The sequence below is a fragment of the Maribacter confluentis genome (genome assembly GCF_030505015.1).
Classification (GTDB): domain Bacteria; phylum Bacteroidota; class Bacteroidia; order Flavobacteriales; family Flavobacteriaceae; genus Maribacter; species Maribacter sedimenticola.
Window position 1 is genome coordinate 777,437 of the sequence record NZ_JAUKUC010000001.1, and the last position, 12,916, is coordinate 790,352.

The 12,916-nt window shown below is 36.6% G+C and carries 13 protein-coding genes and 1 pseudogene; 3 read left to right on the top strand and 11 right to left on the bottom strand.

The features are described from left to right. Positions 1–56 precede the first annotated feature (56 nt). A complete protein-coding gene (locus Q2T41_RS03450) occupies positions 57–638 on the top strand; it encodes a MiaE family protein (RefSeq protein ID WP_304434961.1) in 582 nt (193 codons plus the stop codon). Between the two features lie 2 nt (positions 639–640). Here the strand turns inward: Q2T41_RS03450 and ppk1 are convergent. The 11 genes and pseudogenes from ppk1 to Q2T41_RS03505 form a co-directional block, all read right to left on the bottom strand. Further along, a pseudogene (gene ppk1, locus Q2T41_RS03455) lies at positions 641–2,715 on the bottom strand (polyphosphate kinase 1). After that, positions 2,709–3,200, bottom strand: coding sequence for a SixA phosphatase family protein (locus tag Q2T41_RS03460; protein WP_304434962.1), 492 nt, complete (start codon positions 3,198–3,200; stop codon positions 2,709–2,711). Before Q2T41_RS03460 ends, ppk1 begins: the two are co-directional and overlap by 7 nt. Before the next feature lie 16 nt (positions 3,201–3,216). Further along, entirely contained in the window at positions 3,217–3,864 is a 648-nt protein-coding gene (gene pdxH, locus Q2T41_RS03465) for a pyridoxamine 5'-phosphate oxidase (protein WP_089259808.1), read from the bottom strand. A gap of 77 nt (positions 3,865–3,941) precedes the next feature. Further along, positions 3,942–4,847: a ribonuclease Z gene (locus Q2T41_RS03470; protein ID WP_304434963.1), complete on the bottom strand. Its 906-nt coding sequence runs from the start codon at positions 4,845–4,847 to the stop codon at positions 3,942–3,944. Between the two features lie 95 nt (positions 4,848–4,942). Next, positions 4,943–5,275 carry a ribonuclease Z gene (locus Q2T41_RS03475; protein WP_304434964.1) on the bottom strand — a complete coding sequence of 111 codons (333 nt, stop codon included), beginning with the start codon at positions 5,273–5,275 and terminating at the stop codon, positions 4,943–4,945. A 1-nt stretch (position 5,276) separates the two neighbouring features. Continuing rightward, the gene (locus Q2T41_RS03480) at positions 5,277–6,203 is read right to left on the bottom strand and encodes an aspartate carbamoyltransferase catalytic subunit (protein ID WP_089259805.1); all 927 of its coding nucleotides are present in this window, start codon (positions 6,201–6,203) and stop codon (positions 5,277–5,279) included. A gap of 4 nt (positions 6,204–6,207) precedes the next feature. Beyond that, complete coding sequence (pyrR, locus tag Q2T41_RS03485) at positions 6,208–6,747, bottom strand: bifunctional pyr operon transcriptional regulator/uracil phosphoribosyltransferase PyrR (RefSeq protein ID WP_089259804.1); 540 nt, start codon at positions 6,745–6,747, stop codon at positions 6,208–6,210. Between the two features lie 116 nt (positions 6,748–6,863). Then, positions 6,864–7,592: a LytR/AlgR family response regulator transcription factor gene (locus Q2T41_RS03490; protein WP_304434965.1), complete on the bottom strand. Its 729-nt coding sequence runs from the start codon at positions 7,590–7,592 to the stop codon at positions 6,864–6,866. Next, a complete protein-coding gene (locus Q2T41_RS03495) occupies positions 7,589–8,626 on the bottom strand; it encodes a sensor histidine kinase (protein WP_304434966.1) in 1,038 nt (345 codons plus the stop codon). Before Q2T41_RS03495 ends, Q2T41_RS03490 begins: the two co-directional genes overlap by 4 nt. A gap of 13 nt (positions 8,627–8,639) precedes the next feature. Next, on the bottom strand, positions 8,640–8,969 hold the full coding sequence (locus Q2T41_RS03500) for a DUF4907 domain-containing protein (RefSeq protein ID WP_304434967.1): 330 nt from the start codon (positions 8,967–8,969) through the stop codon (positions 8,640–8,642). Positions 8,970–9,044: 75 nt separating this feature from the next. Then, the gene (locus Q2T41_RS03505; RefSeq protein ID WP_304434968.1) at positions 9,045–10,037 is read right to left on the bottom strand and encodes a Kelch repeat-containing protein; all 993 of its coding nucleotides are present in this window, start codon (positions 10,035–10,037) and stop codon (positions 9,045–9,047) included. A gap of 237 nt (positions 10,038–10,274) precedes the next feature. Here Q2T41_RS03505 and Q2T41_RS03510 point away from each other — a divergent pair, with 237 nt between their 5' ends. Beyond that, a complete protein-coding gene (locus tag Q2T41_RS03510; RefSeq protein WP_304434969.1) occupies positions 10,275–11,627 on the top strand; it encodes a DUF4270 family protein in 1,353 nt (450 codons plus the stop codon). Then, positions 11,611–12,867: a BamG family beta-barrel-assembly machinery protein gene (gene bamG, locus Q2T41_RS03515; RefSeq protein WP_304434970.1), complete on the top strand. Its 1,257-nt coding sequence runs from the start codon at positions 11,611–11,613 to the stop codon at positions 12,865–12,867. The genes Q2T41_RS03510 and bamG overlap by 17 nt, the downstream gene beginning before the upstream one ends. The last annotated feature ends 49 nt before the right edge of the window (positions 12,868–12,916 follow it).

Genomic DNA, 12,916 nt, shown 5'->3' on the forward strand with positions numbered 1-12,916 from the left:
TTGAATAATATTGGTGAAGTCGATAAAATCTTTATAATTTTGAATAAAATGATTGTATGTTAGGCTTAAAATTACCCACGGACCCAAGATGGGTGAATATTGTAGAAAAAAATATTGACGAAATCCTTACCGATCACGCCTATTGTGAACAGAAAGCTGCCAGTACGGCTATATCACTAATCGTTAGTTTTCCTGAATATACAGAACTTGTTGAGGAAATGATAGCTTTATCCAGGGAAGAAATGGGTCATTTTAAAATGGTACACGACCTTATCTTGCAACGAGGCAATACCTTGGGCAGAGATCGTAAGGATGAATATGTCATTGAATTGCTAAAATTTTTTCCCAAAGGAGGAAGCAGGACCACCCAATTGGTGCATAGACTATTATACGCCGCCCTTATCGAAGCACGTAGCTGTGAGCGTTTTAGATTACTTTCTGAAGAACTGGAAGATAAAAAACTAGCCGACTTTTACCATAAACTAATGGTTAGCGAAGCTGGTCATTATACCATGTTCCTAAAATTTGCCCGTAAATACGGTCAATTGGAAGAGGTCAATACCAAATGGAACAACCTTTTGGAATATGAGGCCCAAATCATGAAAGACCTTGGCACCAAAGAATCTATCCACGGATAATATTATCCTTTATCTTTTTTCAGGTTTTTTGCATAATATTCATAAGTAGTAAACTGTGACCTAACTTTAGGCGGTTTTGTCTTACGATAGGCATTATCTTGCTTTTCAGAAAAAATACGTGCCTTCATATTATCTTTCCAACAGATTTCAAAGGTATCCATCAACTCTTTTTTAATATCCTCATCATATATAGGACAACCAACCTCAACCCTATAATCAAGGTTTCTTGTCATCCAATCTGCAGAAGAGATGTAAACTTTTGGATTTCCTCCATTGGCAAATGCGAATAGTCTGGTATGCTCCAAAAATTTATCGACTACACTAATGGCTTCTATGTTTTCACTCATACCTTTAATTCCTGGTACTAAGCAACATATACCTCTTATGATTAACTGGATCTTTACCCCCGCCCTACTTGCTTCATAAAGTTTGTCGACCATTTTATAAGAAGTAAAACTGTTCATTTTTATCTTTATATAGGCCTCTTTGCCCAAGATAGCATTGGCAATTTCCACATCTATAAGTTTCATAAACGCATTTTTTGTATAGTGGGGCGAAACTATTAAATGCTTGTACTTATTGATTTTATAGGTAGTTTCAAAAAAGTCGAACACTTTGTTCAATTCCTTTAATATGGGATCATGGGCGGTAAACAAAGTATAATCCGTGTAAATTCTGGCTGTGGACTCATTAAAGTTACCGGTGCTTATAAAACCGTACCTTTTAATGATATCACCTTCCTCACGCTCTATAAGACAAATTTTACTATGAACCTTTAAACCTGGCACACCAAAAATAAGCTTAACACCTTCTGCTTGAAGCTGTTCTGCATATTCTATATTTGCTTGTTCATCAAATCTGGCCTGTAACTCTATCTGTACGGTTACCTGCTTTCCATTTTTAACGGCATTGATCAAAGAGGCTGCAACTTGTGAATTGCTTGCCAATCTATACACCGTTATTTTTATGGATCTAACCTTAGGGTCCAAGGCAGCTTCACGCAAAAATTTCAATATATAGGTAAACGTATGGTAGGGAGTATACTGTAGGTAATCCTTTTTAGCAATACTTTCCAAAATACTACCTTCTACACTTAAGCCTTTTACCGGCAATGGAGTAATCTTGTCATACAACAGATCCTTTCTGCCTAAGCTAGGAAAGCCCATATAATCCCTTCGGTTATGATATCTACCACCGGGTATAACACTGTCGGTATCCTCAATATTCATTTTCTCCTTTAAGAATGTCAACGTATCCTTTTCTATACTTTTATCATATACAAAACGAACAGGATCACCTATTTTCCTATGCTCTACACTGGAGGATATTTTTTCGATAAAACTTTTGCTCAGGTCATTGTCCATATCCAACTCGGCATCCCTGGTTATTTTAATCATATGTGCGGTGATGGAATCATACTCAAACATGGTAAAGATATTATCCAAACAATATCTGATCATATCATCCAGAATAATGATATAGCTTTTGCCGTTTTCTTCCGGAAGGGCCACAAAACGGTCTATACCTTTTGGTATTTCAATTAAAGCATAGCGCTTTTCCTTTTTTCGCTGATCACCTTTTATGACCATTTTTACGGCCAAATATGCCGCAGTATCTTTTAATGTAGGAAACTGGGTAAGATCATTTAAAATAATGGTCATGAGCTGCGGACTTACTTCCTTTAAGAAATAGGCCTTAACGAATTCCTTTTGGCGTTCGTTCAACTCGGTTTCCTTTAAAATAAATATATTTTTTGCCTCTAGTTCATGTTCTATCTGTTTAAGAATCTCCAAACTTTTGGTCTGCTGATCAATTACAATTTTGGTGATTTCTTCCAAAAGATCTTTAGCCTTCTCTCCCCCAAAACACTTTTACCATTTCTGCCCGCCTCTACTATACGTTTAACGGTAGCATACCTTACCTTAAAAAATTCATCCAAATTATTGGAGAAGATTCCTAAAAATCGGAGTCGTTCAATCAGCGGTACATTTTTATCGGCACTTTCCTGTAAAACCCTTTCGTTGAACCACAGCCAGCTAATCTCTCTATTTACATATTGGTTATTGTTTCTTACCATGCCTTTAATTGCTTTGGAAAAATAGTTTGTATTGTAGCGCCTTGGGTAATTGCCGCCCAAGAACTTTCTTTAAATTGTATATGTACAAATCCACTAGTGGGCACATTTTCAAGATGTTTGTCCCCAAATAGATTTGCCAAGTAAGTAAATGCGTGGTTATGGCCAAAAATTAAAACAGTCTCCAAAGCATTATCCAAATGCCTGATTACATTGATAACCCTTTCTCCGGAAAAATCATAAAGATCATTAACTATGCTAAAATCCTTTAGGGAATGGCCCATTTCACCAATACATATCATGCACGTATGTAAGGCCCTATTGGCGGGGCTGGAGTAAACATGATCTATGCTATAATTATGTTTTGCCAATTCTTTACCTACCAGATGTGCATCTGTTATTCCCCTTTGGCCAAGTGGCCTGTCCTGATCGCCAACGTTCAGTTCCCATGATGACTTCCCATGACGCATTAATAATAAATTTTTCATGATTGCTACTTCCGTTTTATGGTGCCAACCGTTCCATTTTCCAATCTACACCATTGATAAGCGAATATCTAATACGATCGTGCAACCTATTGGGCCTACCTTGCCAAAATTCAATGGATACCGGTCTTACCAAATAACCACCCCAATGCTCTGGCCTAGAAATTTCCTTACCGGCATATTCCTTTTCCAGTTCCTGTAATTTACTTTCCAATACTTCTCTTGAAGTTATCACCGAACTTTGATCCGAAACCAAAGCCCCCAACTTACTACCATCTGGTCTAGATTCAAAATAACCATCAGATAAGTTTTTGGCCAATTTTTCAGCATTTCCCTTAATGATAACCTGGCGTTCTAAATTTGGCCAAAAAAAGGAAATACACACCTTGGAATTTTCTTGTATGGCCTTCCCCTTTTCACTATTGTAATTAGTATAAAAAACAAACCCTTCATGTGTATATTTTTTGAGAAGCACTACCCTACTTTTTGGAAAACCGTCCAAACCAACCGTAGATACGGTCATGGCATTTGGTTCATCTATTCCGTTAGATTCTTCAACCTCATAAAACCAAGTTTGAAACAATTGCATTGGATTATCGGAAATATAATCTTCCAATAGGGCACTTTTTTCATATGTTTTTCTATATCCGCTTAAGTCTTTCTGCATTATTTTCTTCTTAAAAACAAGATAAACAAAGTTCTAAAAAGAAAAGGAATATTAGCGGTATAAAATGCGCATAAAATTTAAAAATTGAATACGCGCCCGTCATCTGCCAAGTGCACGTTCGCAAATATGGTCTCTGCTTCTTGCTTAAACAAATCTATACTTTTATAACGAGTAGAATAATGCCCCAATATCAAATCCTTAACATTGGCCTGCTTTGCTATCTTTGCAGCCTGCATGGCGGTCGAATGTTTAGTTTTAGTGGCCAATTGCGCCTCTGATTCCAAAAAAGTAGATTCATGATACAGAACATCCACACCCTTAACATATTTGGCGGTTTCTTTGGTATAAACCGTATCACTACAGAAAGCATACGATTTTGGAGGTGCAGGGTCATAAGTCAACTCGTTATTGGAAATTAAGGTTCCATCATCCAATATTATATCCTTACCGTTTTGAATATTACGATAATAGGCTATATCTATACCGTACGCTTCTACCGCCTCTATATTCAATTTACGTTTGGCCAATTTCTCCTTAATCAAAAATCCGTTGGTATATATTCTATGGGACAATGGTATGGTCGTTACCGAAATTTTGGCATCCTCAAAAATAAGCTCAGGCCCAATACCGGTAAGTTCATGAAATATTAGCGGATAGTTGGTCCAAGAATCTCCCAATTTCATCAGTAAGGTAATTGCTTCCTTAATACCTTTTGGTCCATAGATATGTAATTCTTTTTCTCTACCCAAAAGCCTCATTGTAGAAATAAAACCTGGCAGACCAAAAAAATGATCTCCGTGTAAATGGGAAATAAAAATATGATTGATTCTAGAAAACTTGACCTTATGCTTACGTAATTGTACTTGCGTACCCTCGCCACAATCCAACAACAAAATATGCCCATTGATTTCCAAAACTTGTGCCGTAGGATTTGTTAACGTTCGAGGAGTTGCAGCATAACAACCCAAAATGGTAAGACGCATAGACAATTACAATAAAAATTTGCACTACCAACAAAATTGTTGCAGCTTCATTAAAGACCTTATACAATCAGACTTAAAACAACTGAAATTTGGACTTAGATACCCAAATCCCTCTCTATCTCCTCCATTTCCACAATATCACGTGCTTCTTGTAAGGTAGGTACCAAATTGATTTCTTCGGGTACATCATCATAGGAAACCTTGCCGGAAACCAACACAAACGATTTACCGTTTTTCTTATGCTTCTTGGAAATTTCCAAAAAAGACAAGACGTTGTACGGAGTAAACTTTGAAAAACCCAAAAGGTCCACGACTAAATTATCATTCTTTAGCTTGGAATATTCCTTCTCTAAATTTTGTAAAAAGATGTCTATGGAAATGTTTTCCTGGGATATGATTATCAGTGATTCCTCATTATTAAAAACCATATTACTTTATTTTAGATGCCAATAAATAAATTACGGCCATACGTATGGCCACCCCGTTTTCTACCTGATTTAAAATGATGGATTGTTTAGAGTCCGCAACATCGCTTGTAATTTCCACGCCCCTGTTAATTGGACCCGGGTGCATTATGACGATTTCTTTGTCCAAACTGTCCAATAACTTTTTATTTACACCAAATTGTTGGGTATACTCCCTCGTAGTGGGGAAGTAACTGATGTCCAAACGTTCATTTTGTATTCTTAACATATTGGCAACATCGCACCAATCCAAAGCTTTTCTTAAATTTGTTTCCACACCCACACCAAGCGATTCAATATATTTTGGCAATAAGGTCTTTGGTCCGCAAACCTTAACGTTTGCCCCTTGCAATTTTAAGGCGAATATATTTGACAATGCCACCCTAGAATGCAGAATATCACCCACTATAACTACATTCTTACCGGCTACGTCCCCTAATTTTTCCCTAATGGAATAGGAATCCAATAAGGCCTGTGTAGGATGTTCATGTGCACCGTCACCAGCATTGACTATTGACGCCTTTACATGCTTGGAAAGAAATATGCCCGCACCAGGGTTAGGATGCCGCATTACAACCATATCCACTTTCATGGACAAAATGTTGTTTACGGTATCTATAAGTGTTTCACCTTTTTTTACGGATGATTGGCTAGCTGAAAAATTAAGCACATCTGCAGATAGCCTTTTTTCCGCCAATTCAAAAGACAATTTAGTACGTGTACTATTTTCAAAAAAGATATTGGCAATGGTAATATCACGTAGAGAAGGAACCTTTTTAATAGATCTATTGATTACCTCCTTAAAATGATCGGCAGTTTCAAAAATAAGCTGAATATCAGATTCATTAAGATATTTGATTCCCAATAAGTGTTTTACACTCAGTTCGCTCATTTCGTTATCTATTTACTAAATATATGATATCCTCACCGTCATTCTCCTTCCACATTACCTTTACCTTTTCGTCATTAATAGCATCTACTTGTCTGCCCCTATAATTGGGCTGAATAGGTAAATGCCTACTAAACCTACGGTCTATTAAACATAACAATTCCACATCCTTTGGTCTTCCAAATGACTGCAATGCCGTCAATGCCGCATTAATACTTCTACCTGTATACAGTACGTCATCAATAAGGACTACATTTTTATCCTCAACCAAAAAATCTATATTGGTTTTAGTAGCTTCTAAAGTTTTGTCCCCTCGTCTAAAATCATCCCTATAAAACGTAATATCCAGAAAGCCCAAATCTATGTGCTTTACTTTATATTCATCTTTTAAAATTCTGGTCAACCGTTGTGCCACGAACTTACCACGCGGCTGTATACCAATAAGTACCGTATTTTCAAACGTTAGATGATTTTCTAATAACTGGCAAGCCAAACGATGAAGGATAATGTTGATTTCTTTGGAAGAGAGTAAGACTTTTTGACCCATAATAAACCAGCCGTGCGTTTAGCTCAACAAAAATAGATAATTCTAGCTAAACTTTAGTACTTAAAATTGGGAAGTAAAGTCTAAAATTTCAACACCGTATTTTTAAGGCTTAAGAATCATAATCCCAAAATAGAAAAGAAAGCCTCTTTATGACTTTCCCCAATTGGTATTCTAACATCATTGATTACAATTCTATTTCTTTGTACGGTCTTGATAAAATTGACATTTACAATGAACGATTTATGCACCCTTAAGAATTGATTTGGAGGTAATTTACCCATAATCTCCTTAAAGCTCATTAAGGTAAGTATGGTCTTGTTCGTATTACATATATGGATTTTTAGATAATCCTTTAGACCTTGTATATATTCTATTTGGTCCAAGTCTATCTTAATACTTTCATATTCCGCCTTTACGAATATGAATTTCTTTTCTGCCATTGTATCCCCTATAGATGGGAAAACATTGGCCACCAATGCGGGGTTCTCTTTTTTGGAAATTAAATCCTGCACCCTTGACACCGATTTTATAAAGCGATGATATGGAATAGGTTTTACCAGGTAATCTACCGCATTCAACTCAAACCCATCTACTGCATATTGTGAGTAGGCCGTTGTAAAGATGAACAAAGGCCTGTTGTCCAAAGTTCCCATAAAATCAATGCCGTTAATCTGAGGCATTTCTATATCACAAAAAATTAAATCTATTTTCTTGTCCTTTATATCTGTAATGGCATCTAAAGGGTTGGTATAGGTGTTTATCAATTCAAGAAAATCCAACTTTTCACAGTAACCTGATAAAATCTCTATGGCCAATGGCTCATCATCTATTATAATACATTTCATAAGCCCTGTTTTAATTGATAAATGGTTAGTGATACCTCGTAATTATTACCATCATTATCTACCTTTAATTCATGTAGTGCCGGATAAATTAATTCCAGCTGATTTCTAATATTTTCAAGCCCTATCCCAGAATTTTTAGAAGGCTCCCTAAATATTCCTATTTTGTTCTTTACATTAAGGTAAATAGATTCATCGGTTATGGTCAAGGTGATTTTAACATAGGTCTTTCCTTTATAATCCGTTCCGTATTTAAAGGCGTTTTCAATAAACGATATGAACAACAATGGAGGCACGGCCCTTCCCCTATCTTCACCGGTAATCTTTAATGAAACATTTTCACTATCAGACAATCGTAAACGCTGTAATTGAATATAGCTTTTGATATAGTCCAGCTCTTTGTTGAGCGGCACCAAATCCTTATCTGCCTCATACAACATATACCGCATTAATTCAGAAAGATCCACAATTGCTTGGGAAGTATCTGGAGATTTTTTAACCGATAAAGCATATATTGTATTCAGTGTATTAAACAAAAAATGAGGATTTAACTGTGCTTTCAATAATTGCAGTTCAGATTTTATGCTTTCCTTTTCTACGGACAATCTTAAATTCTCATTACGTTTCCACTCCACATATAAACGCAAAATTGCACTTATGACATAAGGTATTCCAAAACTTATAAAGGATCTATAAATTGGTGTATATCCAAAATTTCTTCTTGGCCCTGGACCAAAAAATGCATTGTCCGGAATAATTGGTTCATACATATGGTGCAATACCATAACGGAACACATCAATAACACTAGTGATACCATGATATAAAAAAGCACATTCTTCTTAAGTAAAAGTGCCGGAACCAAATAAAAATAATTGATATAGAACAAGGCAATAATTGCCACCAACTTAGGCAATAGGTCTGATGGTATTCTTTGGGCATTGTTCACCACCGGATAGAATGCAAACCCGTAGAGCAACATCCAAATGCTAATATGCACCAGAATCTGAACCCGATTTTTAACCAACAATTTTACCATTTGCACAATAGGCTCAATGAACCAATATTTTAAACTTCTCGAGCTCAGAAGGTAAAACTATAGGGCTCTTTCCTGTATTTAATTTGGATACTACAAGATGTGCCACTGCTATTGCCTGTTCCTTGGTGGCAAAAGGCTGTTTTCCTGCTATACCCGGTATGTAATCTTGAACTATCAATACTTTTTTGCCCTTCATAATTTTATAGCCAAACCCCCCATTCAACTCTACCACCTCTCCATACATGGCGTGTTTATCAACAATTTGCTGGTATTGATATATTCCAAAAAATACAATCATCAAAAATAAGAGGACACCTATGTTAAATTTTGCCTTAGAACTCATAAATAAATGTTTAAAAATGGGCCAACCCTTATCGATTGACCCAAAAAATTAACAACTCAAATCCTTAAATACCCTTTAATCTTCTTCCTCGTACTCATCCAAAGGAAAAAACTCATCTAGATTGTCCAAATAAAGACTACCTGTTCTGCCCATTCCAATAAAAGCTCGGTTTCCATTGGAAAACGCAATTGCATCTTGCCTGGTAGCACCTTCAAATGAAGTTTTTTGCTCCCATTCATCAGTTACCGGGTTATATTCCCAAACGGTATTTGTGGCACCGTTCAATTCTCCACAGGCAATATACCCATAGCCATTAAGGGTAAAACCTACTGCATTGCTACGCGCAATGGCATAGTCATCCTCTTCGTCCAAATCCAATTTTTTGGTCCAATTTTCCGTTGCCGGGTCAAACACCCAAAAATCGTCCAGATAAACCCCATTGGAAACGCCCGTACCCAAGTATACCAGCCCATTTATGGTAAAACTAGTGGCAGAACGACGTTTATTACCGCCATAACCTACCAACTCTACCCAATTATCAGCAACGGGATCGTACTTATAAAAATCCTTTTTATCATTCTCACCATCATATCCGGTACCTACATAACCATAACCATTTACGCCGAACGCTACAGCATTTCTTCTTGCGGAAGGTAATGGTGCAATTACTGTCCACGTATTTGTCGTAGGGTCATAGGAATAAAAATCACTTAGTTCATCTACACCATCATAACCTGTACCTATGTACCCCTTGCCATCAATCTCAAAACCAACGGCCGCATTTCTGGCAACACCGGGAAAATCGGCCTTTTGAGACCAATAATCCCCTTCCATGTCATAAGCCCAAAAAGATGCCAAATAATCATCACTGTCATAACCTACCCCCATATATCCTATGTCATTGATCGTAAACCCAGAAACACTGCTACGCGCACTTCCGTCAAAAACGGATTTCTCGATCCAGTTACCTAGATCTTCATCATCGTCATCACTATTACAACTTATAAATAGTAAGGCTACGGCCGCCATACTTGTTATTCTTAAAAAATACGTATTGCTTCTATTCATCGTTTTTATTTTAATTGCCATTTTGTTTGCTCCAAATCTAGTAGAGCAGTCATCCTCCCTAAAAATGCAATAGATAAATTATGGTTTTTAACATACCAAACCGGCAATTTAATCTACCAATGCGTACTTGCCTTTAGTAGTACTATTCACTATGTTCATCTTATAACTTTCCCAGTTGGTCTATTGCGGTTTTACGAACCATAGTTGGTTTCTAGTTTTGAGAAAAACATAAGTTCAATGCACATTGTAAAACACCCAAAACCCAAGATATTTGGGATTATACCCTTTCTAGCCCTTTACATTATGGTAATGTCCTGTTCACAGGAAAATTATAATGACTCTGATTTTGTAGCAGGCGAAACATTCACCAATAGTAACATTCAACTTTATCATATAGATACTCTGAGCGTTGAGACCTCCACCATGAAATTTGACAGTATTTTAACTTCTGAGTCTACTAGAATTTTAGTGGGCAGGTACCATGATTCGATTTTTGGTACGGTAAACGCGTCAGGCTTTATGCAATTTCTACCCTCAACTTACAGTATTGACACGGAAGCCCAGTTTGATAGTATTGTTTTTATTGCCGGATATGACAATTATTATTACAACGATACACTACAAAAAAATACAATTGAAATTAAACGGATCAGCGAACAATTGAAACCTGCAGATGGGGATAATTTTTACAACACAAGTACAATTACCCATGACGAAGAAAACCTAGGATCAATAGAATATTACCCAAGACCTATTTCCGGTGATTCCATACGAATTAAACTTATGGACCATTATGGTACGGATATATTCGATCAACTTCAAGAAAAGAATATTGTAAATACCGATGAATATATAGATAGATATAAAGGTATTGCCATGGTTCCAAGGGGTAGTGACAACGGATCGATAATTGGATTTTCAAAAAGCGCCGACCGCACCTTCGTTAGGTTATATTATAGCATTCCTACTTCTGAAGAGTCGGTTCAAGGATATTTGGATATACGATTAAATACTACAAGTACGCCTATACCTTTTTTTAACCAGATTACCGCTGATGCCCCAATTCCTCCACTACAAACATTGATCAACAGTGAAATAAACTTGGCTAGTGCGGCCTCTAATAATCAAAGCTACATACAATCCGGTATTGGTATAGCCATGCGTCTGCAGTTTCCAAATATGTCCACATTATTTGATATTCCCGGTAACGGAACTATTCTTGACGGTGTACTCAAGATTAAACCTGCACCCCTATCCTATAGTGACGAATTAATACTGAGCGATTCCCTTGCCGTTTATGTCGTTGACCACAATAATGTACTAACGGAACAATTAAGCATTTCCGGTAGCGCTGTTTATGCCATCCTAAACAAGGAAAATCAAGAGTTTAACGATATATATTACCAATTACCCTTAGCTTTTTATCTAGAGGAACTACAATTAAAAAGTAGGGATAAGGATGACGCCCTGATCTTACTTCCCATAAATTATAATTCTACCGTTGATCGCTTTGTGCTAAATGCAAACGGTAATGGAACCAACGAAACCATATTAGAACTAACCTATGCAATATATGATGAGGAAGAATAAGCAGCAGTGCCTAATTTTGATTATTTTTTTAATTACGTTATACCATGGAAGGGCTCAATCCGAAGCACTTACAAGCTCCCCATATTCCCTCTACGGTCTAGGAGTAATCAACCAAACCAGCATTGGCAAGTTCAATGGCCTAGGATATAGCGGTATAGGTACTAAATCAATGTATGAGTTAAATAACTTAAACCCTTCTACCTATGCGCTCATTCCCCAAAATTCTTTTCTATATGATATTGGGATTACAGGAGAATTTAACAACTACAGCAATAAAAGTACTTCCGAAAACAAAACTATCATAAACTTCTCCAATTTAGCTTTTGGGTTTAGAATTGCGGAAAATCTTGGCGCAGGTATTTCCCTAATACCCTATAGCGATGTTGGCTATTCAATTTTGGGCGTAAGCACCAATATAGAAGGTTCCACACAAACCTTTATAAGTAATATTACCGGCGTTGGGGGATTAAGCGATTTACGCCTAAATATTGGTTACGCCCTAACGGACCGCTTTAGGATAGGGTTAAGTACTTCTTTCTTATTTGGCAACATTGAAGAAAATGAAGCCTTTATCTATAATTCTACCACATTTGAATCTACTGAAAAAACCAATTATAATGGTGCTAGGATTGGATTTGGAATGCAGTGGGATATAATGGACCAAATCACCATAGGTGCTACCGCGCAACTACCTACCAGTTTAAACGGACAATTAAAGCGGTCGGTAACAAAGAATCTATATGGTACGGAAATTAGTGTAGAAGACGAGAAAACCGATAACGTGGCCGACTTTAATTTACCCTTGGAACTTGGTGTAGGACTTAGCTTAAAGCCCATTGATCAAATTACACTTAATGCAGATTACATGAAAAACTTCTGGAGCAACACCAACCAGTCGGAAAATATTGGCACATATACCGATCAAGATATCTTTGCCCTTGGCCTGGAATATGTTAAGAACCACAAAGGTTATAAGTATAGCCAAAGAATTAGATATCGATTAGGCTATAATTACGATAACGGATATTTAAATATTGCGAATAAAAAAGTTGAAGGTTATAACATTACCGCAGGTATAGGCATACCTACAAGTAGAGGTACACATTCCATGATCAACCTATCTTATAGCTATGGTTCAAAAGGCATTTTACAAAACGTATTGGTCAAGGAAAATTACCATCTATTAAGTTTAAACTTAAGCTTAGAAGACCTATGGTTCGTTAAAAGAAAAGTCAACTAAAACTCACAAAAACGTAATCCTTAAGAATCTCCACTAGTAATTCATTTTA